Origin of the sequence: Psychroserpens sp. SPM9 (genome assembly GCF_025153525.1) — a bacterium.
Classification (GTDB): Bacteria; Bacteroidota; Bacteroidia; order Flavobacteriales; family Flavobacteriaceae; genus Psychroserpens.
The window spans coordinates 1-23,239 of record NZ_JANZNR010000010.1; the positions used below are offsets into that span (position 1 = coordinate 1).

At 34.4% G+C, this 23,239-nt stretch carries 29 protein-coding genes and 1 tRNA gene; 6 read left to right on the forward strand and 24 right to left on the reverse strand.

Going from position 1 to position 23,239, the window contains the following annotated elements; all coding sequences use genetic code 11:
* Both N4270_RS16340 and N4270_RS16345 read right to left on the reverse strand, forming a co-directional pair.
* Positions 1-439, reverse strand: a 439-nt coding sequence (locus N4270_RS16340) for a hypothetical protein (RefSeq protein ID WP_260098427.1), incomplete at its 3' end; no start/stop codon positions are given.
* A gap of 386 nt (positions 440-825) precedes the next feature.
* Positions 826-899 (reverse strand) — tRNA-Met (locus N4270_RS16345).
* 167 nt (positions 900-1,066) lie between these two features.
* On the opposite strand from N4270_RS16345, the gene N4270_RS16350 reads away from it, so the two are divergent.
* Both N4270_RS16350 and N4270_RS16355 read left to right on the forward strand, forming a co-directional pair.
* The gene (locus N4270_RS16350) at positions 1,067-1,459 is read left to right on the forward strand and encodes an SRPBCC domain-containing protein (RefSeq protein WP_260098428.1); all 393 of its coding nucleotides are present in this window, start codon (positions 1,067-1,069) and stop codon (positions 1,457-1,459) included.
* A 57-nt stretch (positions 1,460-1,516) separates the two neighbouring features.
* Complete coding sequence (locus N4270_RS16355) at positions 1,517-2,362, forward strand: aminotransferase class IV (protein ID WP_260098429.1); 846 nt, start codon at positions 1,517-1,519, stop codon at positions 2,360-2,362.
* Here N4270_RS16355 and N4270_RS16360 read toward each other — a convergent pair.
* From N4270_RS16360 to N4270_RS16380, 5 genes are all read right to left on the reverse strand, one after another.
* On the reverse strand, positions 2,359-2,919 hold the full coding sequence (locus tag N4270_RS16360; protein ID WP_260098430.1) for a YqgE/AlgH family protein: 561 nt from the start codon (positions 2,917-2,919) through the stop codon (positions 2,359-2,361). The two genes, N4270_RS16355 and N4270_RS16360, sit on opposite strands and share 4 nt — an antisense overlap.
* A gap of 122 nt (positions 2,920-3,041) precedes the next feature.
* Positions 3,042-3,314: an HU family DNA-binding protein gene (locus tag N4270_RS16365; protein WP_260098431.1), complete on the reverse strand. Its 273-nt coding sequence runs from the start codon at positions 3,312-3,314 to the stop codon at positions 3,042-3,044.
* 197 nt (positions 3,315-3,511) lie between these two features.
* Positions 3,512-4,465, reverse strand: coding sequence for a methionyl-tRNA formyltransferase (fmt, locus tag N4270_RS16370; RefSeq protein ID WP_260098432.1), 954 nt, complete (start codon positions 4,463-4,465; stop codon positions 3,512-3,514).
* Complete coding sequence (locus N4270_RS16375; RefSeq protein WP_260098433.1) at positions 4,462-6,366, reverse strand: ATP-dependent DNA helicase RecQ; 1,905 nt, start codon at positions 6,364-6,366, stop codon at positions 4,462-4,464. Before N4270_RS16375 ends, fmt begins: the two co-directional genes overlap by 4 nt.
* Complete coding sequence (locus N4270_RS16380; RefSeq protein ID WP_260098434.1) at positions 6,367-6,906, reverse strand: ATP-binding protein; 540 nt, start codon at positions 6,904-6,906, stop codon at positions 6,367-6,369.
* A gap of 90 nt (positions 6,907-6,996) precedes the next feature.
* Here N4270_RS16380 and N4270_RS16385 point away from each other — a divergent pair, with 90 nt between their 5' ends.
* The 3 genes from N4270_RS16385 (at position 6,997) to murA (ending at position 9,350) form a co-directional block, all read left to right on the forward strand.
* Positions 6,997-7,290: a DUF493 domain-containing protein gene (locus tag N4270_RS16385; RefSeq protein WP_260098435.1), complete on the forward strand. Its 294-nt coding sequence runs from the start codon at positions 6,997-6,999 to the stop codon at positions 7,288-7,290.
* A gap of 89 nt (positions 7,291-7,379) precedes the next feature.
* A complete protein-coding gene (locus N4270_RS16390; protein WP_260098436.1) occupies positions 7,380-8,024 on the forward strand; it encodes a DUF4290 domain-containing protein in 645 nt (214 codons plus the stop codon).
* Between the two features lie 9 nt (positions 8,025-8,033).
* Positions 8,034-9,350, forward strand: a complete 1,317-nt coding sequence (gene murA, locus N4270_RS16395) for a UDP-N-acetylglucosamine 1-carboxyvinyltransferase (RefSeq protein ID WP_260098437.1) — start codon at positions 8,034-8,036, stop codon at positions 9,348-9,350.
* Positions 9,351-9,406: 56 nt separating this feature from the next.
* On the opposite strand, the gene N4270_RS16400 is transcribed toward murA, so the two are convergent.
* From N4270_RS16400 to N4270_RS16480, 17 genes are all read right to left on the reverse strand, one after another.
* The gene (locus tag N4270_RS16400; RefSeq protein WP_260098438.1) at positions 9,407-9,805 is read right to left on the reverse strand and encodes a hypothetical protein; all 399 of its coding nucleotides are present in this window, start codon (positions 9,803-9,805) and stop codon (positions 9,407-9,409) included.
* A 7-nt stretch (positions 9,806-9,812) separates the two neighbouring features.
* Positions 9,813-10,175, reverse strand: a complete 363-nt coding sequence (locus N4270_RS16405; protein WP_260098439.1) for a nuclear transport factor 2 family protein — start codon at positions 10,173-10,175, stop codon at positions 9,813-9,815.
* A 79-nt stretch (positions 10,176-10,254) separates the two neighbouring features.
* Positions 10,255-11,559, reverse strand: a complete 1,305-nt coding sequence (locus tag N4270_RS16410; RefSeq protein WP_260098440.1) for a deoxyribodipyrimidine photo-lyase — start codon at positions 11,557-11,559, stop codon at positions 10,255-10,257.
* Between the two features lie 15 nt (positions 11,560-11,574).
* On the reverse strand, positions 11,575-12,042 hold the full coding sequence (locus N4270_RS16415; RefSeq protein ID WP_260098441.1) for an SRPBCC family protein: 468 nt from the start codon (positions 12,040-12,042) through the stop codon (positions 11,575-11,577).
* Between the two features lies 1 nt (position 12,043).
* Positions 12,044-12,505, reverse strand: a complete 462-nt coding sequence (locus N4270_RS16420) for a TspO/MBR family protein (RefSeq protein ID WP_260098442.1) — start codon at positions 12,503-12,505, stop codon at positions 12,044-12,046.
* A 7-nt stretch (positions 12,506-12,512) separates the two neighbouring features.
* Entirely contained in the window at positions 12,513-13,196 is a 684-nt protein-coding gene (locus tag N4270_RS16425; protein ID WP_260098443.1) for an SDR family oxidoreductase, read from the reverse strand.
* An 84-nt stretch (positions 13,197-13,280) separates the two neighbouring features.
* The gene (locus N4270_RS16430; protein ID WP_260098444.1) at positions 13,281-13,505 is read right to left on the reverse strand and encodes a hypothetical protein; all 225 of its coding nucleotides are present in this window, start codon (positions 13,503-13,505) and stop codon (positions 13,281-13,283) included.
* Positions 13,506-13,509: 4 nt separating this feature from the next.
* Positions 13,510-14,205, reverse strand: coding sequence for a GTP cyclohydrolase I FolE (gene folE / locus N4270_RS16435; protein ID WP_260098445.1), 696 nt, complete (start codon positions 14,203-14,205; stop codon positions 13,510-13,512).
* Positions 14,206-14,258: 53 nt separating this feature from the next.
* Positions 14,259-14,531, reverse strand: a complete 273-nt coding sequence (locus N4270_RS16440; RefSeq protein ID WP_260098446.1) for a TIGR03643 family protein — start codon at positions 14,529-14,531, stop codon at positions 14,259-14,261.
* Between the two features lie 5 nt (positions 14,532-14,536).
* Positions 14,537-14,962: a hypothetical protein gene (locus N4270_RS16445; protein WP_260098447.1), complete on the reverse strand. Its 426-nt coding sequence runs from the start codon at positions 14,960-14,962 to the stop codon at positions 14,537-14,539.
* A gap of 160 nt (positions 14,963-15,122) precedes the next feature.
* Complete coding sequence (locus tag N4270_RS16450; protein WP_260098448.1) at positions 15,123-16,655, reverse strand: cryptochrome/photolyase family protein; 1,533 nt, start codon at positions 16,653-16,655, stop codon at positions 15,123-15,125.
* 15 nt (positions 16,656-16,670) lie between these two features.
* Positions 16,671-17,966 (reverse strand): DASH family cryptochrome, encoded by a 1,296-nt coding sequence (locus N4270_RS16455; protein WP_260098449.1) that lies wholly within the window; start codon positions 17,964-17,966, stop codon positions 16,671-16,673.
* Positions 17,942-18,085: a DUF2256 domain-containing protein gene (locus N4270_RS16460; RefSeq protein WP_260098450.1), complete on the reverse strand. Its 144-nt coding sequence runs from the start codon at positions 18,083-18,085 to the stop codon at positions 17,942-17,944. Before N4270_RS16460 ends, N4270_RS16455 begins: the two co-directional genes overlap by 25 nt.
* Positions 18,078-19,502 (reverse strand): SDR family oxidoreductase, encoded by a 1,425-nt coding sequence (locus N4270_RS16465; protein WP_260098451.1) that lies wholly within the window; start codon positions 19,500-19,502, stop codon positions 18,078-18,080. The genes N4270_RS16460 and N4270_RS16465 overlap by 8 nt, the downstream gene beginning before the upstream one ends.
* Complete coding sequence (locus N4270_RS16470) at positions 19,499-20,125, reverse strand: flavin reductase family protein (protein WP_260098452.1); 627 nt, start codon at positions 20,123-20,125, stop codon at positions 19,499-19,501. The genes N4270_RS16465 and N4270_RS16470 overlap by 4 nt, the downstream gene beginning before the upstream one ends.
* Complete coding sequence (locus N4270_RS16475) at positions 20,125-21,435, reverse strand: AarF/ABC1/UbiB kinase family protein (protein WP_260098453.1); 1,311 nt, start codon at positions 21,433-21,435, stop codon at positions 20,125-20,127. The genes N4270_RS16470 and N4270_RS16475 overlap by 1 nt, the downstream gene beginning before the upstream one ends.
* 10 nt (positions 21,436-21,445) lie before the next feature.
* Positions 21,446-22,054 carry a TetR family transcriptional regulator C-terminal domain-containing protein gene (locus N4270_RS16480; protein ID WP_260098454.1) on the reverse strand — a complete coding sequence of 203 codons (609 nt, stop codon included), beginning with the start codon at positions 22,052-22,054 and terminating at the stop codon, positions 21,446-21,448.
* 289 nt (positions 22,055-22,343) lie between these two features.
* On the opposite strand from N4270_RS16480, the gene N4270_RS16485 reads away from it, so the two are divergent.
* Entirely contained in the window at positions 22,344-23,192 is an 849-nt protein-coding gene (locus N4270_RS16485; RefSeq protein ID WP_260098455.1) for a DUF2911 domain-containing protein, read from the forward strand.
* Positions 23,193-23,239 lie beyond the last annotated feature (47 nt).

Sequence of the window (23,239 nt, forward strand, 5' to 3'; positions counted from 1 at the left end):
TTGGGTTTAAGTTCCAGTTGGCTGGTGTGGCCCAATCTATTTCGTCACAGTCGTCGTATTGACCAACATTATTTAAAATCTCACTAACGCTATGTCTTCCAAGTTGTTGCGACATTAGTTTGTCTTGCTCCAACTCTAAACGAGCACGAGGAAGATCTTTAGTAGCACGATCACTATAAAATTTGACTAAATCATCAATTAAGACAGTATAAGAGATTCCTTTATTTGATAATTCTCGAAGCTCTGTTTCGCTAAGTTCAATTTGTAGCTTGTCATCGAGAAACATGGCGCCGCAAGTCATATCGACACCAGTGTGGTCTAAAATTTCGATTACAGAATCATCTATATTATTAATAGTGACTCTTTTGTAAATGTCTTGTGAAAAAGAAGTTTGAACTACTATTAATAGTAGAACAACTAAGCAGGTAATTTTTCTCATTAGTTTGGGATTTAATGAATTATGTCAATTAGTTTAGGCTGCTAATATATTACTTTATTTCAAATTTTATCTATAAAATGCAAAAAAAACCGTTGAAATGCATTTTTTGTGATTTTTAAATCATTACTTAAGAGCTTAAAACACTTTTAATCAGTTGGTTGTGTCAAAACGATGAATTCTTAAGATTTTTTGAAGCTTTGAGTCTCTATTTTGATGAAATTTATTGAATTAGTTTAGATAAAAATGCTAGTATCCGTTCTTAGTTAGAAGCCTGAAGTTTTATCATATGATTACCTTTTTTTTGCTTAAAAATTGATTCAAAAATTCAACTAGTAATTATGCATAAAAAAAAGTCTTACACTTTAGTGTAAGACCTTTAACTGTTGTAGCGAGATCGAGATTTGAACTCGAGACCTCCGGGTTATGAATCCGACGCTCTAACCAACTGAGCTACCTCGCCAAAATTTTATAGTGAAGGCAGCCAAGGCTACCTCGCCATTTATGAGGGTGCAAATATAAAAACAAATTTTATCTGTACAAACATAAAATAAGCAAATTATTTTTTTCAACATTTTAGTTTTAAACTCAACAATTAATGTATATATTGAGCGCTATAAGAAGATTACTATGGAAGATAAAGTTAAAATAGAAATGGAGTTTGTTATTCACGCTTCACCACAACTTTTATATCAATATATATCTACGCCTTCAGGTATGTCTGAATGGTTTGCAGATAACGTTAACTCTAGAGGTGAATTGTTCACTTTTATATGGGATGGTAGTGAAGAAAAAGCGAAGCTACTAAGTAAAAAAAGCGGCGAGCGTGTCAAATTTAGATGGTTAGCCGATGAAGAAGATGGAGAATCTTATTTTTTCGAAATACGAATTCAGGTTGATGAAATCACTAAAGATGTCTCAATAATTGTAACAGATTATGCTGATGATGATGAAGTAGATGAAGCAAAAATGCTTTGGGATAACCAAATATCAAGTTTAAAACAAGTTTTAGGTTCTGCTTAGAAGTTGTAAATCATATTAGTTTTATATTTGTCTCGATTTTTAATCGAGACTTTTTTTATGATCAATTTTAATGGCCAACTTACAGAAGATTCAAAATGTATTACCACCAAAAATAGAGGATATAAATATGGAGATGCGCTTTTTGAAACCTTAAAAGTTGTACATGGTAAAATTTTGTTTTGGGAAGACCATTATTTTAGATTGATGGCGTCTATGCGAATTATGCGTATGGAGATTCCTATGCATTTTACAATGGAATTTTTAGAAGCTGAAATTTTAAAAACGATTAATGTTAACGGACTCGCAACATCTACAGCAAGGGTGAGATTCGATGTCGATAGAGGAGATGGTGGGAAATACCTTCCGAAGGAAAAAATAATTAGTTATAGCATTAAAGCAGAAGCCTTAGAAGGCGACTTTTATGCGGTTTCAACTTACGATTCATATACCGTTGATTTATTTAAAGATTATTTTGTTGCTCCAGGTTTGCTGTCTACATTAAAAACAAATAATAAAGCCATTAATGTTTTGGGCAGTATTTATGCTGAAGAGAATGATTTTGATAACTGTTTGTTGCTCAATACTAATAAAACTGTTGTTGAGGCCTTAAACGGAAACCTGTTTTTAGTGAAGGGTGATACTATAAAAACACCTCCTATTGAAGACGGATGTCTCAACGGAATCATGAGAAAACAAATCATCGATGTGATTTTAAATTCGGGAGATTATGTGTTAGAAACCGCTTCTATTTCACCTTTTGAGCTTCAGAAAGCCGACGAATTATTTATAACTAATGTGATTGTAGGCGTACAGCCTATATTAAAGTACCGCAAAAAAGAATTTACGACTAAAGTTTCCGAAGATATTTTGAAGCGTTTTAATATAAAACTCCGATTGGCTTAATTGTAACTCGGATTTTCAGGAGCGTTAGACCATAACGAATAATCGCCACCAAGTTCCAGCATTTTTTCTTTCCAGAAGGAATCACAGCATTTGTCAATGAGCTCATTCTTGTAAACGTTTTCAGAAACAATCCAGGCATTTGATTCTAACTCATTTTCTAATTGTTTGGCATCCCAGCCAGAGTAGCCTAAGAAAAAACGTATATCGGAAGTCGTAAGTTTTTTATTTTCAAGAAGCTCAAGAACCACCTCAAAGTTACCGCCCCAAAAGACCCCATGTGATATTTCGATGCTATCTGGAATTAAACTCGGAACCTGATGTATAAAATACAAATTATCTTGTTCTACAGGGCCGCCATTAAAGACTTTGAAAGGCGCTTCAGTTTCTGGAATAAGATCGTTAAGTGTGTATTCTAAAGGCTTGTTTAAAATAAACCCAATAGAACCTTGTTCATTATAATCTGCTAATAAAATAACAGATCGATTAAATGAAATATCACCAATAATAGATGGTTCGGCAATTAAAAGATGTCCTTTTTCGGGCTTTGCTATAATCATGTGACTATGAAATATGTAACTAATCTAAAACATATTTTACTAATAACCAATAAATTTGATTAGAATATAAAACAAAAAAGCCCACTTTATAGTGAGCTTTTCGTAATCTATTTAAAGAAATACTAGTTTACAGCATTACTTAAATCAGAACCAGCTTTAAACTTTACTACGTTTTTTGCTTTGATTTGTATTGTTTTACCAGTTTGAGGGTTTCTTCCTTCTCTTGCAGATCTTCTAGAAACTGACCAAGATCCAAATCCTACTAAAGAAACTCTTTTTCCTTTTTGTAAAGATCCTTCGATGTCAATTAATAATGAATCTAATGCTTTCTTAGCAGCTGCTTTTGTAATTCCAGCATTTTCTGCCATTCCATTGATTAAATCTGTTTTGTTCATAAATTTAAATTTTAAATTGTTAAAAAAATAGTTGGGTTAAACGTTATTGTTAAATCCGTCTACAAATTTATACGTAATATCCATCTATGCAAGTAATAGCAAGGGAAATGCAAATTTTTGTTGATAACTTAGAGCATTTGTTAATAAAGGCTTGCATTTCGTCGGATATTTTTTTAATATCAATGTATATAAGGGTTTTAGAGCATTTTAGCGTTTTCCTCAAAATTATAACCGTTAAGAAGCGATTTGATATCCATTTTTCGTTTTCCAGGTAGTTGAATTTCTTCGATAAGGATGTAACCATCTCTTACTGCAACTTTTAGTTCGTTTTTGCTCACAATTAATTCTCCATTTTCAAAGTTATGCGTGTCGCGCTCTTTTCCGATATTGAAAATTTTGACATTTAGTGTTTCATCACCATTTTCAAGTTGACACCATGCCGCAGGAAACGGATTTAAACCTCGTATCATATTATATATGGTGTTTAGGTCTTGATTCCAGTCAATTTTGCAATTATCTCTATTTAGCTTATAAGCTGTTTTTAAGTCTTCAGTTTTAGGTTGTATAGTTGTTTCAACGTCACCTTCCTCAATGTATTTTACAGTTTCCAAAACTAAATCGCTTCCAATGGTCATAAGCTTGTCATGAAGTGAACCTACTGTTTCTTCAGCAGTGATATCTATTTCTTTTTGAAGTATAATGGCTCCAGTATCTATCTTTTCGTCAATAAAGAAAGTCGTGACGCCTGTTTTTGTTTCGCCATTAATAATTGCCCAATGTATTGGAGCTGCACCTCTGTAATTAGGAAGTAGCGAAGCATGTAAATTAAACGTGCCGTATTTAGGCATTCCCCAAACCACTTCAGGTAACATTCTAAAGGCGACAATAATTTGAAGATTGGCATTTAGAGCTTTTAATTCTTTAATAAAGCCTTCATCTTTAAGATTTGTAGGTTGTAAAACGTTTAAACCTTGGGCTACAGCGTATTTTTTTACTGCGGATGTATTCAGCTTTCTGCCACGTCCTGCTGGTTTGTCGGGAGCTGTAATTACGCCAACAATAGTGTAATCTTGTTCTACAAGTGTTTTTAGGGTGGAAACTGCAAAATCTGGAGTTCCCATAAATACAATTCTCAAAGTGTCTCTCTTCATAGATGTTTTAATTTATAGGTATTGGCCGAAGTCATTTCGACAATATGGTGTTCTAGTAATAGCTTTAAAATGTCTAATAACTGGTCTTTCTCGTAAGGTAATTGTTCTACTAATTGGCGAGAACTTAAAGGTTTTTTTTCTAAAGCTAAAATAATCTGTTTCTGAATAGCTTTTGGAGATGGTGGCGCTTCCGTATTTTGTTGGGATATACATACAGAGCAGATGCCACAATTTGTTTCTGAAACTTCTCCAAAATAGTTAAGCAATTGCTGACTCTTACAAACCGAATCATTGGTAATATATTCTAAAACCGAATGCACTTGGGAGCGTTTTAATTCCTGTTGTTTTTCAACAAGATTTGCAATTCTGTTGATGGTTTTATCGTCTTCTCTTGGCTGAAGAAAAATAACTTCAGAATCGGTATTAGAAAATAAAAAATCGACGATACCATCTTTATGTAATTGTTGTAAAATCGCAATGACTTGCTTTTCGCTTACCTGAGCTTTGTCAGATATCAATGCGATGTTAATAGCTAGCTGATGTTCAAAAATGCCGCCGTAAGTCCTTAAAATGGTTTTTACAACAGTATTGTATTGCGAATGGGTTTCTAAATAGGAAAACATCGCAGGATTACTCACGATAAACTGCAATTTGGTTTTGTAGTTAAATTGCTGTGAAAGTTTAATAATACTACTTCTATCTAAAATTTGAAAGGTGTTAAATGTTTTTGAACTTTTAAAATCGTAAGCCTTACAAAAATCGCTAAAGTTAAAGCGATGCGTGGTTAATTCACCTTCGCCATAAGAGATTTGAAAATAGTTGCACAGCTTTCTGTAAACTAGTTTGATTTCATCAATCGTTGGTAAACTATTTATAAACTGATTTTTTAAAGTTTGCTCATCAGATTTATTGGTTAATACAATAGCAAAAGCAGGTTCACTATTTCGTCCGGCACGTCCCGCTTCTTGATAGTAACTTTCTAAACTTTCAGGGAGATTAATATGAAATACAGTTTTTACATCAGGTTTATCAATGCCCATGCCAAAAGCCGTTGTTGCTACCATGATTTCCTTTTGGTTATGCATCCATTGGTATAAGCGCTCTTGTTTGTCTTTAGTTGGAATTCCGCCATGAAAATAAGTCGAACTGAATCCTTTTTTTTCTAAAACATTATGAATTTCAATCGTCATTTTTCGGCTTCTCACATAGATGATAGACGAACCACGATACTTTTTAAGTTGCTGCTCTAAATCATAGAGTTTATCTTCACTAAACAAGACTTGATAGGAGATGTTTGGTCGTGCAAAAGAGGCTTTAAATAGTTGCGGCGCAATAAAATCTAACTCTTTTATGGTTTCTTCAATCACCTTTGGTTTTGCTGTGGCTGTTAATGCAATCACATTAACACTTGGCTGCAATTGCCTAAGAATAGAAATGTTTTTATAAGCGGGTCTAAAATCATTTCCCCACTGACTGATACAATGGGCTTCGTCAACAGCAATCAGATTAACATTCATTTGTTCTATTCGCTGTTTGACAATGTCTTGTTGTAAGCGTTCAGGTGAGAGGTATAAAAATTTGTAATTTCCGTAGATGCAATTGTCGAGAAGGGTGTCAAGCTCACTATATTTGATTCCACTCGTAATCGCCATCGCCTTGATCCCTTTTTCTTTGAGTGTATTGACTTGGTCTTTCATTAAAGCGACTAAGGGAGAGATGACAATGCAGATGCCATCTTTTATAAGGGCCGGAATTTGAAAACATACCGATTTTCCACCACCTGTAGGCAATAAAGCAAAGGTGTCGTTGTTTTCTAAAACCGAATTGATAATCGCTTCTTGATAAGGTCTAAAAGAGGTGTGATTCCAATACTGTTCTAATATAGTTATAGGGTGAGACATCTATAGTTTTAAACGGTCTATTATAAAATTAGCGCGATTTTCTATACTTTCAAAAGGCACATCGATAAGCTTGTAACCAAAACGTTGGTACGTATTTAATAAAGCATCATGAATCTCAACAGCTTGGTCAAAGTTTTCATAACGTTCACTGTCACTAACAAAAATTTCCTGCCAAGGCGCTAATACAAAAACGTCATCGTAGATATGATTCTCACAGGCGTCAGTAAAATGCGACGGATACGCACTTTTAGCATAGTCCATATAGGCTAAAACATCGGGCAAACCTCGGTCTAAAAACACAATGTGAGCATCATTATCTTGAGCATCTATATACTGTTGCGTTCGGGCTTTTAAAAGCAATTCACTAAAAAGTAATGGCTCGGTGAGAAAAAGTTGATCAATCCCTTCTTTTCTGGCCTCAAGTGTCACTTGTCTTGATACTTCTTCAAAACAGGTGTAACCCCTTGAAATTAATTCATTTATGATAGATGATTTTCCGGTTCCGGGACCACCAGTAATAACTATTTTTTTTGTATTCAATTTGGCAAGGTTTTGGTTGTAAAATTAACAATAATTAGACAAAGCAAAATGCAAAGTAAAATGTATCTTTGTTTCCGAAGAAAAAATACTATGAGTCCACAGAAAAAATCAGAAGAATTTTATAAGAAGCTAAGAAGCCAATTGTATGAAACCGCTAGTTGGCCTTCAGAATATCTCTATAAATTTATTGTGCCTACAGAGGCTAATAAAATCAAGCAAATAGAAGATTTATTTGATAATTTAGGCGCCGTAATTACGACTAAAGAATCTGGTAAAGGTACCTATACCAGTGTGTCTGTAAATTTACAAATGAAAGACCCAGATGCCGTAATTGAAAAATATAAAGAAGTTGCCAATACAGTAGAAGGTGTTATTTCTTTGTAAAATGGAGTTTCAATAACTATTTTTTTGTATTTTGCAGACATGCAGAAGTACTTCATGCACGATTTACAAATACTACACAAATATATATTTTGATAGACGATATAGAATACAACACAGAGCGTGAACATTTGATTATTCCTGAATACGGAAGACATCTCCAAAAAATGGTAAACTACGCGAAACAATTACCAACAAAAGAAGAACGTAACAAGGTTGCAAAATCCATTATTAATGTGATGGGAAATTTACAGCCTCATTTACGTGATGTACCAGATTTTCAGCATAAACTTTGGGATCAACTTTTTATTATTGCCGATTTTGAACTCGATGCAGATTCGCCTTATCCTAAACCTTCGAAAGAAGAATTAAATGAGCGCCCAGAACCTTTAAAATATCCTCAAAATTTCCCTAAATATCGCTTCTACGGAAACAATATAAAAACCATGATAGACGTGGCTAATACCTGGGAAGATGGCGAATTAAAAGAGGCGTTGATCTATACGATTGCCAATCATATGAAGAAATGCTTCTTGAATTGGAATAAAGATACTGTTGAAGATGATGTGATTTTTAATCATTTATACGAATTGTCTGGAGGTAAAATTAATCTTAAAGGGAGTGAAGAAGACCTTTCAGATGTTACAAGTTTGATGCGTAATAAAAAGAAATATTCTAACACAAAGAAATCGCATCACAAAAAGAACAACTCTAACCGAAACAGAAAACGCTACTAATTACAATTCATGTCAACATTCATTATTGAAGGAGGTCACCAGTTAAAAGGAAAAATCCAACCTCAAGGCGCCAAAAACGAAGCATTACAAATTTTATGTGCAGTTCTTCTAACTGCTGAAGAAATTAGAATAGATAATATTCCAGATATTATTGATGTTAACAAACTGATTGCTTTACTTAAAAAGCTAGGTGTAAAAATCAATAAAGTTTCTAAAGGATCTTACACGTTTAAAGCAGATGAGATAAACCTAAAGTATTTAGAGTCTGCCGAATTTAAAGAAGATGGAAAAGGTCTCAGAGGTTCTATTATGATTGTTGGTCCGTTATTAGCGCGCTTCGGAAAAGGCTACATTCCAAAACCTGGAGGCGATAAAATTGGACGACGACGATTAGATACCCATTTTGAAGGTTTTATCAATCTTGGTGCTAAATTTAGATACAATAAGGAAGACTTATTTTATGGTGTAGAAGCCGATAAACTCACCGGAACTTATATGCTTCTGGATGAAGCTTCAGTAACGGGAACCGCTAATATTGTAATGGCTGCCGTTTTAGCTGAAGGAACCACTACCATTTATAACGCTGCCTGTGAACCTTATTTACAACAACTTTGTAAAATGCTCAATAGAATGGGAGCGAATATTAAAGGGGTTGGGTCTAACATGCTTATTATTGATGGTGTTGATAAACTAGGAGGGACAGACCATAGAATGCTTCCTGATATGATTGAAATTGGAAGTTGGATTGGTTTGGCTGCTATGACAAAAAGTGAGTTGACCATAACCAATGTTAGTTGGGACGACTTAGGACAAATTCCTAATGTTTTTAGAAAAATAGGTATTACTGTCGAACGTCAAGGTGATGATATTCATATTCCTGCGCATGTAGATGGGTATGAAGTACAAAACTATATTGACGGTTCCATTTTAACAGTTGCTGATGCGCCTTGGCCAGGTTTTACACCTGATTTATTGAGTATAATACTCACAGTTTTAACTCAGGCCAGAGGTAGTGCTGTGGTGCATCAAAAGATGTTTGAAAGCCGTTTGTTTTTCGTAGATAAATTAATCGATATGGGCGCTAAAATTATTCTTTGTGATCCCCATAGAGCGACAGTTATTGGTCATGATTTTAAATCACAGTTAAAAGCGACTACCATGACATCTCCAGATATTAGAGCAGGTGTGTCCTTATTGATAGCAGCATTATCGGCGAGAGGAACTTCAACCATTCACAATATTGAACAAATTGATAGAGGCTATGAAAATATAGACGAACGTTTACGTGCAATTGGTGCGAAAATCACTAGAGTAGACGGAAACTAATGTCTTTTAATACTTATAAAAAAAGCCTCGAAATTTCGAGGCTTTTTTGTTTAATATCAATTCAAATGTTTGGCGTCGGTTCCAAACAGAGTTTTCCTAAATTCGGTAGGTTTCTTGTTATTCAATAATTGCAAGTCACCTAAACCGTCAATAAGTTCCCGAAAATGTTTTTCACGAGCATCAAATTGCGATTTATTTTGATACGTGGTTATCAGAATTAAATGAAATGGCGCCTCTTCTGTAGGTTCCGTTTCCATAATCTGGAACGAAGCAATATACTTTTTTTCTAAGGCTAACTGCCGAAGCACTTTCCAGTTATGTTCGTAATAGTATTTCGCTTCAGCGGTGTTGTTATTCTGAATTTGAACAAAGTCCATACTCGAAATACTCTGATCGTCTTGAGCATATACAATTCCGATCCAACAAAATGCCAGACACAATAATTTAAATTTCATTAGCATTTTATTCCATTGAATAAAAAAACTGCTCACTGGCAATCTTTCCATCTTTTACACCAAAAACAGCCACTTCTTCCATTTGTTGACGACCACGATCTTTAAAAGTCACATCAAAAGTCATTTTACTTGTAAAGTGATTGTCGGCTACCGTCGGTTCTCCAATTTCGCCACCATGAAATTCGGCTACATTATCTAGCCATTCTTTGTTTTTATTCCAAACATTTTGTTTGCCTTCAGTGATTTCTCCTGGCATTCCTGGCATTTCTCTACTTACCACATTGTCGGCATACAATTCGTTTACGCATTCCAGGTTTTTACCTTCTCTGCACATACTCACCCATTTTTGAGCAACATCTTTGGTATTCATTTTAATTGATTTTAGATTAATAGTACTTAAAGTTACTTAAAAATGACTTAGATAGATTTAAAAGAATGTTAATCTTGTGTTAGCTAACCGCTGCTTTGTAAGTCTTTAAACAGCGCTCTCGGGCGACTTTGTGATCTACTATTTGGTCGATATATTCGTCAGTATCAACTTCGGGAACATAGGTTTTGATGTATTGCCTGTCTTTATCAAACTTATCAATTTGGGTTGTTGGGTTGAAAATTCTAAAATAAGGAGCAGCATCAACGCCAGATCCAGCAACCCATTGCCAGTTACCTACATTACTAGCCATTTCGTAATCATGTAGTTTTTCGGCAAAATAGGCTTCGCCCCAACGCCAATCAATCAATAAATGTTTGCATAAAAAGCTTCCAACTAGCATACGAACGCGGTTATGCATAAATCCAGTTTGATTAAGCTGACGCATCCCTGCGTCTACTAAAGGATATCCCGTTTTTCCTTCACACCATAATTTAAATTCTTCTTCATTGTTACGCCATTCAATTCTGTCATATTTAGATTTAAAAGCATTTGTTGTGGTGTGTGGGAAATGCCATAAAATTTGCATAAAAAACTCTCTCCAAATCAATTCTTGCCAAAATACTTCGTTGTTTTCAGCAATCGCTTTTTTAATCATTTTCCGGATACTCACGGTTCCGAAACGCAAATGCGGACCCAATCTTGAAGTCGCATCTTTAGCTGGGAAATTTCGGGTGCTTTCATAGGATTGGATAAGTGTTGGTGTAACTGTATATGCTGCAATAACCTGATTTGAAGTTTGGAAACCAATATCAGATAAACTTAAATTAGGTAAACGTGTATGCTTAACAAGGTTATCGAGATAGGTATTGGTGTAGAAAATTTCCAAATCATGGGATTTGAATTTTTCTTTCCATACTTTCATATAAGGTGTGTACACTACATAAGGATCGCCATCTTTTTTAACAACTTCATCTTTTTCAAAAATTACCTGATCCTTAAAGGTTTTAAATGTGATATTATTTTCAGATAGTATATCATTCACCTCAGTATCACGCTCTTTAGCATAAGGTTCATAATCATGATTAGTATAAACTGTATGAATGCTATAGGTTTCTATGAGTTCTTTAAAAATGTTTAGAGGTTTTCCATGATATATGGCAATACTGCTGTCGTGCGCTTCTTGAAGCGTGGAGCGCATATCTTGTAGAGTATCGTGAATAAACGTTACTCTCGCATCATCTTTTGGAAGTTGTTCTAAAATTTCAGAATCAAAAATAAAAATGGGCAGGACAGGATATTCACTTTTTAAAGCTTGAAAAAATCCTACGTTGTCATCTAAGCGTAAATCACGCCTGAACCAGAAAATATTTATGGGTTGTGTCATAAGTGTTAAGTGGATTTAAGTGGTATAGGTTCCAAATAATTCTTCTAATTTCTTGGTGCGATAGTTAAAAATTTCATCCAGTTTAGGTTTGACTAAGATAGGATGTACTAGCTGTCCAAGAATTCCGAAAGGGACTTTATAGTCAATAATATCTTCCATCTCAACACCACCTTCTATTTCCTTAATAAAATGTTTATGATGCCATAAGGCGTAAGGACCAAATCGCTGTTCATCAACAAAGTAATGATTATCTATACTATGAGTGATTTCAGTAACCCATTTCGTTTTTATACCTAAAACAGGTGTTACTATATATTGAATAATCTGTCCCGCAAACATAGGTCTGTCTGCTCCAGATAAAATATGAAAGCCCATGTAGTCTGGTGTAATGGTCTTAAGATTATTTGGGTTTGACAAAAACGCCCAAGCAGTATCTACTGTGATTGGTAAATTTTGTTTTTTTTGTAGTCTGTAAATTTTCATATCAGTTATATAAAACAATGTATAAATTTAGTGAGGTGGCTATACATAACCAGATAAGGTAGGGAAGTATGAGTACCGATTTTACTTTTAAATCTTTTAAGTATGTCAATAAAAACGCTGCAACGATAACGGTTAAAAGAATTATAGTAATTAAGCCTAATATGGTAAGTTTCTGATTAAAAAATATAAAGTTCCAGCCTACATTAAGTAAGAACTGTAAAGTGAATAATAGCTTGACGTTGGACGTTGGACGTATGGAATACAATAAAGCCATATAAATTGAAAAACAAACCATGATGGTTATCCATGCAGCTCCAAAAACCCATCCCTCAGGTGTCCAAGGTGCTTTTGACAGCGATTCATACCACTCACTTTTAGGACCATTATTCATAAGATAACTGCCAATCCCAAGCGCACTGAAGTTGATAACCAAGAAGCTGACAAGTAGCTTTAAAAATTTCATATCCGACTTAAATTTTAAAGCTAACAATACCGCAATCCATTTCAAAGACTTGCCCAGAAATAGAATTAGACTTTTCTGATAATAAGAATGCTGCCATTTCAGCGACCTCTTTAGGTTGTAAGAATTTTTTCATAGGATGTCGCTCGGTAATATTTTCAATCATTTTATCGTTACGTAATAATTTAGATGCTAATTCGGTGTTTGTTACCGTTGGAGCAATTGCGTTAATTCTCAAGCTTGTCGCTAATTCGGCACCCAAAGATTTCACCAAGCCTTCAACACCAGATTTAGCAGCAGCAATACTAGCATGATAAGGCATGCCCAATTTTGCCGCGACAGTACTGAACAACACAATTGAAGGTGATTCGCTATGTTTTAAACTACCTAAATAATGCTGTATAGCTTTTACGGCACCAATGACGTTAATTTCATAATCTTCCCTAAAATCTTCGAGACTCAATCTGCCTATTGGTTTTAAATTGATACTTCCAGGGCAGTAAACCAATCCGTCAGCTTTTTTAATTTCAGGAAGTTTGTCTGAAAGGATATCACAGTCATAATGGATCAAATTTGAATGTGATTGCTGTGGTTGTGTTCTACTGATATTGATAACGTTATGATACTCGATTAAATGCTCTAGTAATGCATTACCAATACCTTTACTGCCTCCAATGATGATGTATGTTTTCATGTGTGTTTTGGTTATATGATAAAGCGTAATAGATTAACTATTCACTACCTATTACGCTTTATCATAATTAGAGCATTATTTGCTCTATGCTGTTAAAGGAGCGCCTTTTAAACGTTTCTCTACTTTTTGTTTTATGGCAGTAAGACGTTTCATGATATCCATGATGTTTTGGTCTTTTTTCTGCTTGTATATTTGATTTAAATCCAAAATTAATGCTTTGGCTTCACGGGAGATTTTAACACGATCGCTAGTAGATAAGGATCGCATTTTTCTTTGCTCAAATTCTAAGGCTTTGTTTATAATATCCATAATATTAATTGTTTATATAGTTGTGTAATTCTGCGATTTTTTCTGCGGTATTAAATTGTCCGCCATAATAAGTCGTTACCGTTGCCGAAGTATCATCTTTTATGCCTCTGGAAGACACACATAAATGTTTAGCATCAATGATGACAGCAACATCTTCAGTATTTAAGACAGCTTTTAATTCTTCGGCAATTTGGTTGGTCAAACGCTCCTGAACCTGAGGTCGTTTAGCGTAATATTGAACAATTCTGTTTAGTTTTGATAATCCTATAACTTTTCCGGAAGAAATATAAGCAACATGAGCTTTGCCAATGATAGGAACGAAATGATGTTCACAATTTGAATAAAACGTGATATTCTTTTCAACCAACATCTGATGGTATTGGTATTTGTTATCAAATAAGGCGATTTGTGGTTTGTTTTTAGGGTTTAATCCTGAAAATATTTCGTCAATATACATTTTGGCTACACGTTTAGGTGTGCCTTTTAAAGAGTCGTCAGTTAAATCTAAACCCATGACATCCATGACTTCTTCAAACAGAATAGCTATGCGTTGTTTTTTTTCGTCATCACTTAATTTAAAAGCGTCTGCTTTCATAGGAGTTTGCAGACCAGTATACATATGATCTTCGCCAATGTCTTCAGTAGAGAAATTTGCAAGGCTCTGGCCGTTAATTTTTGATTTTAAAGTTTTGGTATTCATAATGTCTTTTTAGTGTGCTGTCCTTAAGAACTCATCTCTTAAGTCAAAGCACGTTATCGTTTTGAAATGGAGTTATGGGTGATTTGCTTTTGCCTGGAGCATTTGAAACGACCTTCTTGAAATGACCGAAGTTTTTCGTGTTTGGTTTTTCGACCTTGAACCCGCTTGCGCCACATTTTGAAACTTTTCAGTTTCATTTCTTTTCGCATCAGTTCAATAACATCTTGTTCTTTTAAACCAAATTGAAATTGTATAGCTTCAAATGTGGTACGATCTTCCCAAGCCATTTCTATAATTCTATCTGTCGTTCTTATATCTAATTCCATACATTTTAAAACTGAAAACTGTATTGTTCATCGTGCTTTATTTTGGCATTCATTAGTTTTTTAAAGAAAGCAGTATTCTCTTTAAATGTTTTAGTGTTGCTAAAATGAATGAATTTTCCCTGAGCATGAATGCTCGTACCATTAGTTTTATACAAAACGAGCTGATAATAAGGAATCACCCAAGTGTAATTTTTAAGACCTTTATTAATAAAGATTAATATCCCATTTGGTCGCATTTCTATATTAGCATAATTGATATCAGAAACAGTATTTAAATACGGTTCCATGTTCGGGCTCACCTGCTCAATAATCATACGTTTAGAACCAACGCCTCTCATTTTGAGTGCTTCAAAAAACGAATAAGGCTTACCAATCAAATCAGCAATGATAGGCTTGTGTTCTTTCTGAGTATGAGTGGAATTGAGTATCAAATTATAATTACTATTTGACTCAAATTTACGAAATGTTTAATATTTTTTAATAATCATTAAACAAAAATTAACATAATTATAAGTTGAATCTATTATTTTAAATGTATATATTTGATTTTCAGATGATTGAAAGTTGTGTTGATTTTAAAATTTAGCCTTGTTAGTAGCTGTTTTGGTGTGTAATAATATGTTGCGCCTTTTCTTTTATCTGCTGAAGCTCATGCGGACTCATTTTGTCTAAAAGATTGTACATCATTCCCATTCTAAAATTATTACCTAATTGATCTCGTTTATCATCTAAGAAATTCCAATACAGACTATTAAACGGACAAGCATCATCACCAATTTTTTTACTTTTATTATAGTGGCAAGACTTACAATAGTTGCTCATTTTGTTGATATATGATCCTGAAGAGACATAAGGTTTGGTGGCAATTTGTCCGCCATCAGCAAATTGACTCATGCCTCTGGTATTTGGTAATTGTACCCATTCTATGGCATCTACATAGATTCCAAGATACCAGGCATCAACGTCATCAGGATTGGTTTGCGTGAGTAAAGCGTAATTTCCTGTAATCATCAACCGTTGAATGTGATGCGCATAACCATTGTCAAGCGAATTATTGATAGCGTGTTTAAGGCAATTCATTTTAGTATCTCCAGTCCAGAAAAAATCAGCTAGTGAATGGTGATTCTCTAATTCATTTTTAGATTTATATTCAGGCATTAAAGCCCAATACATGCCTCTCATATATTCTCTCCAGCCAATAACTTGCCTTATAAATCCTTCAACTTGCGAAATGTGAATGGCATCGCCATGTTTCCTGTAGTAATTCATTACTGTAGTAACAACATCTCTGGGAGATAACAATTTTAAATTCATAGCAAATGATAAGCGTGAATGAAATAAATACGTCTCATCTGTGTGCATCGCATCCTGATAATCGCCAAAATGAACTAAAAGTGTTTCACAAAAATATTTAAGTTGTTTTAACGCTTGAGGTCTTGTAATAGGGTAGGAGAACGTTTTAGTTTCTAAGCGTCCAAATGTCTCAATTTGCGCTGTTTCTATATCTGTTTTTACTTTGGAAACGTCATTTTTGAACAACTTATAAGTTGGTATGTCAACATCGCCTTTCCAAGTATTTCTATTGCTTTTATCATAGTTCCATTGTCCTCCTTCTGGCTGATCACTAATCATCAAAATATCATGCTTTTTGCGCATATCTCTGTAGAAATTTTCCATGAGATATTGTTTTTTGCCTTTAAAAAATTGAGCTAAGTCCTGACGTTTTGTGTAGAAATGCTCTGCGGAAACAGCTTTTGATTCAAATTGGAGTGCTTTGCATAAAGTTTTAAGCTGAAGGTCTAAACGGTACTCGTCAGGTTGGATATATTCAAAATATTCGATATCGTAACGCTCTATTAGTAACTTTAAGTTTTTAGTAAGGTCTTGTGTATTTTGTGTGTCGTTAATTTTGAAGTATTCGATATGATGACCTTCAGAAGCAACAGTCTTTGAAAATTCACGCATGGCAGCAAAAAAGCCAATTACTTTTTGAATGTGGTGCTTAACGTAGTCGGTTTCCTGGCGCATTTCAAACATACAGTAAATCACATCTTTGTTAGTGGTTTTAAACCACGAATGCTTAATGTTGAGTTGGTCACCTAATATGAGTCTTAATGTCTTCATTTAAAATAGTGTGTCTTATAACCATAAGTTTTGAAATTCACCATTGGCATCATAACGCTCGGCTTGTAATTTGACATTGAATTTTCGGTCTCTTGGGTCATTTCCAACACCAGCAACATACATCCAGTTTCCGTAGTTGCTATGTACATCATAATCGATAAGCATGGATTCAAAATAAGCGGCACCAATACGCCAGTCTAAATGCATGTCTTTTGAAAAGTAAGACGCTACATTTTGCCGACCTCTATTGCTCATCCAGCCGGTTTTGGCGAGTTCAATCATATTCGCATTTACAAAATGTGATGGTGTAGTTCCGTTAATCCACTTTTTGATTTGATTTTCATTTTGATACCAATCATAATCTTTATGGAGAATACCACCAAGTTTGAAAATGTCATTTTGATGTTTCAAAGCAATATATTTAAAATAGTCTCTCCATATAAGTTCAAAAATGAGCCAGTAGGTTGATTCATTTTTAATGTGTGTGTCTTCAAATGTTTTAATTTGCCAATAAATGGTTCTGGCAGAAATGCTACCATTGGCTAACCAAGGTGAGAACTTTGAACTAAAATCTACTCCAACTAATCCATTTCGTGTTTTTTTATAGGAGGCTATTTTTTTAGATTTAAAAAAATAATCGTCAAGTCTTTGTAAGGCATTTGTTTCGCCACCCTGAAAAGGAAAAGCGCTGTTAGGGTGTTTGTCAAACACTTCAAAACCTAATTCCTGAAGTGTAGGAGCATAAGTGTCATTAGTAATCTCACTAATTTGTTCAGATGGAGAATTGATAGTGACAGGTTTAACTGTACTGTTTAACTCCACATTTTTTCTAAACCTGGTAAAGACTTCAGGGATCTCATCAAACGACATCTGAATGTCATCTGGGTGAAATAAAAACTGATCGTAATATTCGTGAAATATTATCGTATTCGGTAAGCTGGATTTTGTTCTTGCTAATGTTTGGACTTCTTCATCTGTCCATTCCTTTTGTAAGTATATGGAGGAAATAGAGAAGATATCTACTAAGTTTTTTATAGCGTTTTCAGGGGTGTCTATGGTTATAAACAACTCGATGTTGAGTTGCTTTAGGTTGGTTTTTAACTGGTTGATGGTTTCAATCAAAAATTGAGCTCTGTAGCGTTCGGTTTTTTTAAAACCAAATTTAGAAATGGTATACTGTTTAGGATCAAAACAATAACAAGCTATAAGGTGCTTATGATTTGAAATAGCCTGATTGAGTGTATAGTTATCTTGAACTCTTAAGTCGTTTTTAAACCAAATTAATCCTATGTTGTCTTGTTTCTTCTGCACTTTTGACTACAATATTTTACATGTTCCCAGTTCTTTGCCCACTTCTTTCTCCAGTTAAATGTGAGGCCACAGGTTGGACACTGTTTTTCTGGAAGGTATTGTTTTTTATGATTAGACATCGACAAGCTTATTAATCATACCTTTAAAGATTAAGCCATGAAACGGTAAAACGCTATACCAGTACAAGCGCCCCCAAAGTCCGCGAGGTCTAAATGTGGCTGTTTGTTTGAGTAAACCATCTTCAATTTTAAATTCTAGCCAGGCTTCACCAGGAAGGCGCATTTCAGCATAGAGTAGAAGTTTTTTTTGAGCCTTATCGGCAAATATGACGCGCCAAAAATCCAACGCATCACCAGCATCAAGTTGTGTCGGACTTGTTCGTCCGCGACGCAAACCAATACCACCAAGAAGTTTATCTATATAACCTCTAATTTTCCATAAAAAGGTGCCATAATACCATCCTGTGGTACCACCAATACGCCAGATTTTGTCAATAGTTTTTTCTGAATTTATAACCGGACGCTCTTTATAGTCCTGAAAACAACCATATTTTGGAACGTTAATATACTTATGAAGGTTATTCTTTAAACGACCACTGCTCACCATAGAATCTTTCCAGCTGGATACGATACTATTTTGCTCTATCTTTTCAAAGGCATGTGCTACAGCTGCTTTATATGAAATGGGATCTACCTGAAGCAAGGTGTTTATATGACTGGGTTTTCCAATAATTTGAACACCCATACTATCAACCAAACTGGTTGCTAGTTTATAAGAAGTGGAAGTGACAAAATATAGCCAGTAGGATGATAATTTTGGAGTCATTACTGGTACTGTTAATATATAACGCTTTAATCCTCTCACTTCGGCAAATTGTAAGAGCATTTGTTTGTAGGTTAAAACTTCTGGACCAAACACATCAAATGATTTGTTATAGACATCTTCAAAACCAACACTGCGATGTAAAAAGCTCAAAATATCTCTTACAGCAAGTGGTTGTGTTTTGGTATTTAGCCATTTTGGAGCAATCATAAACGGTAACTTTTCGACTAAATCTCTAATGATTTCAAAAGAAGAGCTTCCAGAACCAACAATAATTCCTGCTTTAAAAATGGTAAGTGCGTAGGCGTCAGACTGCAGTAGATTTTCAACATTTTTACGCGACTGAAGATGCTTAGATAAATTATCTTCGTTTGTAATCCCGCTTAAATAAATAACTTGTTTAACTGTTGTTTTTTCAAGTTGATTTTTGAAGTTTTTTGCACAGCGTTCTTCAAGAGATTCGAAATCTTTAGAGGAATTAGACATGGAGTGAATGAGATAGAACGCAACGTCGATATCATCCGGAATAGAATGAAGTGTTTCAGGTTTTAAAAAATCGGCTTCAATAACATCGATTGAGGCTTCTTCAGCATAACTTTTATCGGCTCGTAACTTGTCTCTTACGGCACATACTACTTGGTGGTCGTCATTTACTAATAACGGAATTAAACGCTTTCCGATATAACCTGTTGCTCCAGTAACCAGAATTTTCATGACAAATCAGTTTTTGGTCTTTGGTATGCAAAGCGTGATTTTAATTCGGGAATTGCGTAGCCATCCAGACCATTAATTGTGGCTACATTTCCTTTTGATAAATTTATAAACCCATCATCTTCAAGTAATGCATTATCAACATGTAATCCCATAATTTCTCCAATGATAAGGATGGTATCATTAGCTTTGATGTGATATTCTTCAACAAATTTCATGGCTAATTGGAGCGGAGCACCTTTGACGAAAGGCGCATAGAACTCATGTTTATATTCTGAAATGAGCTGTGTTTTATCAAATTCGGAAATATCTGAATCGTATTTGGCCGACGTATGATGCGCATCTTCTAAAATAGGTTCATGAACATGGTTAATGGTATAAAATCCTGTAGACTTTATATTTTCATAGGTATGTCTCAATACCGTTGTTGGTCTGCAGAAAAATCCAAGCATAGGCGGATTTGAGCCTATATGTGTCACAGAACTAAATACAGCAACATTTTCTATGTCATTTTTAGATTTTGTGCCTAATAAATTAGCCGATTTGTAACCCGAACAACTATTAATTAAGTTAATGCGGTATACATGATGAAAGTTGTTCAACGCTTCATTGCTAATATAAGTCATTATAAGGTTTTAAAATTATTGATTTTGATGTCCTTGGCTTTTAAATCAAACATCAGATTGTATAGTCCAAAAAATGTTCTGTTGATGTAAATAAAATGTTTAGAACCACGATTACCATTCATTTTTCTGAGTTCCGTACTTTTTGAATAACGTTCACCCAATTCGGCTATTTTTCCAAAAAAATCACCATCAGAAAAGTCGAAGGTTTCAGCATGAAAAGGCTGTGTGAAAAGGCTTAGCATTTCATGGAACATATCGGTAAAAAAAGCAATTTCTTTAGGCGTGTCGTCTGGTCGTAATATTTCAAGTTGGTATAGTTTTTCAATAAAATAATCACGATTATTAATATTGTCTTTTTCAGCTAATTCAAAATATGGGCTATAAAATTCGTTCGGAATGGTTTTCATACAGCCAAAATCGAGTGCAATCAATTGTCCGCTTTCAGATACTAAAAAGTTACCAGGATGCGGATCGGCATGTACCTTTTTTAATTTGTGAATTTGAAACATGTAAAAATCCCAAAGCGCCTGACCTAATTGGTTTGAAAATTCCTGATTGGTATTATGAGCTGTAAATTCAGAAAGGTGCTCACCAACCATATAATCCATAGTGATGATTCGCTCTGAAGATAAGTCTTCATAATATTTAGGAAATAAAAGATTCGGGATATGAGCACAATTTTGAGCAATTTCTTTACTCTGTTTAACTTCTAGAATATAATCGGTCTCTTCAATGAGTTTGCTTTCAACTTCTTTAAAATATTTGTCTGAATCTTTTCCTTTGATATTAAACATGCTCATCGCTATAGGTTTTACCATAGCCAAATCTGATGTGATACTTTCGGCAACTCCTGGATATTGGATTTTCACAGCAAGTTTCTTCCCGTTTTTTTCTGCAATATGGACCTGTCCTATACTGGCAGCATTTACAGAAGTTGCGTTGAAGGTATCATAAATGTCGTTTGGTGATTTTCCGAAGTAAGTTTTAAATGTTTTAAGAACTAAAGGAGGTGATAATGGAGGAACAGAAAACTGCGCCAGAGAAAACTTTTCTACATAAGCCTGAGGTAAAATGCTTTTTTCCATGCTGAGCATTTGTGCAACTTTAAGCGCACTGCCTTTAAGTTGTTTTAAGCCGTCATAAATATCTTCAGCATTATTTTGGTCGAGACGTTCTTTGGCCTCAATTTCTGTTTTAGTGATTTTGTCACCGTAATATTTGAGATAATTCACACCTACTTTTGCGCCAGTAGAAACAAGTTTAGTAGCTCTTTGTATTTTGGACGTTGGGATTTTATTAATGGTTTTCATAAGGCGCAGATTAATTCATTTGTATTTTTTCTTTGTATAAAAACTTTCCAAAATCGATAAGGCTTTTTAATGGTGCAACATCAAGCACATCAAAACTGGTGTTCACAGATTTTTCAATAAAAACATCTGTTTTTTCAAATGCAGGAGAACTGTCATCCAGCCAGAACTTTAGTGTTAGCAATAATTGAAACCATGCTGATTCTTTTAGTCCACGACGTTGAATTTTATCGATGTGTTCTTGTTTTGTTTCTATGATATCAATATCAAGGTGTTCGATATAATTAGTAAATGCTTGTTTTAATTCTGAAAGATGTGCTAATCCTTTTAAGCCGTTTTTATGCTCTTCAAGTACCAGCTTTACATAACTTCTGTTAGCGGTTAAGTTTTCAAAAAATGTAAAATAAAAACTCAATAGTTTGTTTCTGGCATTGAAGGAAATGTAATCGTCATTAGTTTCTAAAATGCTAAGAGTGTTATCAAAAAATACTTTAAAGATATATTTGGAAACCGCTTGAAAAGAACCAAAATGCTCATAAAATAGAGGTTCATCAAAATTATTTGCCTTCGCAAATGCATACACATTTTTTGGTTGACTATTGTGTTCTAACAGGTGATCCATATAGAAAGTCACAATATTTTGCTTTGATATAGTTTTTTTTTTTAGCCATGACATTTAAAATATAATGTAAAGATACATAATGTTTAATTATTTACCTGTAACGTTAAACAAAAATTAACAAGAGCTGTAACTATAGGGTCGAGAATACGGCTTGAAAATTCTTTACAATCTTAATTTTTAATTTAGATAAAGTAGTAGGAGCCTTAATTTAAGGTTTTATTAACAAACAAAGGCTGAGCTTGTTCGTAAATTTACTTGAATTTTAAAACTAATCATTAAATCTAATACAATGAAAAAATTATTACTCGTATTTGCAGTGTTTGCTCTGTCTTTCACTTCATATGCACAAATTGAAACACCTGCATCTAGCCCTTCAGCTAAGTTTGAACAAAAGGTTGGATTAACAGACATTACGATTGAATATTCGCGTCCGAGTGTCAAAGGAAGAACCATCTTTGGAGACTTAGAGCCTTTTGGAGGTATTTGGAGAACAGGCGCTAACAAAAATACAATTATCACGTTTAGTGATGATGTGACTATTGCTGGTCAAGAGGTTAAAGCAGGATCTTATGCGATGTTTACAAAATTAAATTCAGCAAAACAATGGGATGTGATGTTTTACAGCGAGACTGAAAACTGGGGTGTTCCTAAAAACTGGGACGACAGTAAAGTGGTGGCAACTGCTAAAGTAGATGTTATAGACGTTCCATTTAGTATTGAGACGATGACTATCGACATTAATAATATTACTGCAACTGGTGGTACGATTGATATCATCTGGGATAAATCATATGTGGCAATTCCTTTTACGGTACCAACAGATAAAACAGTTACGGCTGCTATCGATAAAATAATGGCAGGACCAAGTGCTAATGACTATTATGCATCTGCAGTATATTATTTAAACTCTGGAAAAGACATCAATCAAGCTAAAAAGTGGATTGACAAAGCGATGTCTATGATTGAAAAGCCTGGATTCTGGCAAGTAAGACAACAATCTTTAATTTATGCTGCTGCTGGTGATAAAAAAGGGGCTATTGAATTGGCAAAGAAGTCAATGGCTGCTGCTAAGGAAGCTGAAAATGAAAACTACGTCAAGCAAAATATGGCGTCTCTAAAAGAATGGGGAGCGATGTAATTTTCTTCGGATAGTATAAACTTAATAATCAGACCTTTTGAAATTTC

What these genes read in the sequence shown, in the direction of transcription:
- N4270_RS16350 (WP_260098428.1), top strand. Translation starts at nt 1,067, where the DNA reads ATGGAAGATAAAGTTAAAATAGAAATGGAGTTTGTTATTCACGCTTCA.
- N4270_RS16355 (WP_260098429.1), top strand. Translation starts at nt 1,517, where the DNA reads ATGATCAATTTTAATGGCCAACTTACAGAAGATTCAAAATGTATTACC.
- N4270_RS16360 (WP_260098430.1), bottom strand. Translation starts at nt 2,919, where the DNA reads ATGATTATAGCAAAGCCCGAAAAAGGACATCTTTTAATTGCCGAACCA.
- N4270_RS16365 (WP_260098431.1), bottom strand. Translation starts at nt 3,314, where the DNA reads ATGAACAAAACAGATTTAATCAATGGAATGGCAGAAAATGCTGGAATT.
- fmt (WP_260098432.1), bottom strand. Translation starts at nt 4,465, where the DNA reads ATGAAGAGAGACACTTTGAGAATTGTATTTATGGGAACTCCAGATTTT.
- N4270_RS16375 (WP_260098433.1), bottom strand. Translation starts at nt 6,366, where the DNA reads ATGTCTCACCCTATAACTATATTAGAACAGTATTGGAATCACACCTCT.
- N4270_RS16385 (WP_260098435.1), top strand. Translation starts at nt 6,997, where the DNA reads ATGAGTCCACAGAAAAAATCAGAAGAATTTTATAAGAAGCTAAGAAGC.
- murA (WP_260098437.1), top strand. Translation starts at nt 8,034, where the DNA reads ATGTCAACATTCATTATTGAAGGAGGTCACCAGTTAAAAGGAAAAATC.
- N4270_RS16400 (WP_260098438.1), bottom strand. Translation starts at nt 9,805, where the DNA reads ATGAAATTTAAATTATTGTGTCTGGCATTTTGTTGGATCGGAATTGTA.
- N4270_RS16405 (WP_260098439.1), bottom strand. Translation starts at nt 10,175, where the DNA reads ATGAATACCAAAGATGTTGCTCAAAAATGGGTGAGTATGTGCAGAGAA.
- N4270_RS16410 (WP_260098440.1), bottom strand. Translation starts at nt 11,559, where the DNA reads ATGACACAACCCATAAATATTTTCTGGTTCAGGCGTGATTTACGCTTA.
- N4270_RS16415 (WP_260098441.1), bottom strand. Translation starts at nt 12,042, where the DNA reads ATGAAAATTTACAGACTACAAAAAAAACAAAATTTACCAATCACAGTA.
- N4270_RS16420 (WP_260098442.1), bottom strand. Translation starts at nt 12,505, where the DNA reads ATGAAATTTTTAAAGCTACTTGTCAGCTTCTTGGTTATCAACTTCAGT.
- N4270_RS16425 (WP_260098443.1), bottom strand. Translation starts at nt 13,196, where the DNA reads ATGAAAACATACATCATCATTGGAGGCAGTAAAGGTATTGGTAATGCA.
- N4270_RS16430 (WP_260098444.1), bottom strand. Translation starts at nt 13,505, where the DNA reads ATGGATATTATAAACAAAGCCTTAGAATTTGAGCAAAGAAAAATGCGA.
- folE (WP_260098445.1), bottom strand. Translation starts at nt 14,205, where the DNA reads ATGAATACCAAAACTTTAAAATCAAAAATTAACGGCCAGAGCCTTGCA.
- N4270_RS16440 (WP_260098446.1), bottom strand. Translation starts at nt 14,531, where the DNA reads ATGGAATTAGATATAAGAACGACAGATAGAATTATAGAAATGGCTTGG.
- N4270_RS16450 (WP_260098448.1), bottom strand. Translation starts at nt 16,655, where the DNA reads ATGAAGACATTAAGACTCATATTAGGTGACCAACTCAACATTAAGCAT.
- N4270_RS16460 (WP_260098450.1), bottom strand. Translation starts at nt 18,085, where the DNA reads ATGTCTAATCATAAAAAACAATACCTTCCAGAAAAACAGTGTCCAACC.
- N4270_RS16465 (WP_260098451.1), bottom strand. Translation starts at nt 19,502, where the DNA reads ATGAAAATTCTGGTTACTGGAGCAACAGGTTATATCGGAAAGCGTTTA.
- N4270_RS16470 (WP_260098452.1), bottom strand. Translation starts at nt 20,125, where the DNA reads ATGACTTATATTAGCAATGAAGCGTTGAACAACTTTCATCATGTATAC.
- N4270_RS16475 (WP_260098453.1), bottom strand. Translation starts at nt 21,435, where the DNA reads ATGAAAACCATTAATAAAATCCCAACGTCCAAAATACAAAGAGCTACT.
- N4270_RS16480 (WP_260098454.1), bottom strand. Translation starts at nt 22,054, where the DNA reads ATGGATCACCTGTTAGAACACAATAGTCAACCAAAAAATGTGTATGCA.
- N4270_RS16485 (WP_260098455.1), top strand. Translation starts at nt 22,344, where the DNA reads ATGAAAAAATTATTACTCGTATTTGCAGTGTTTGCTCTGTCTTTCACT.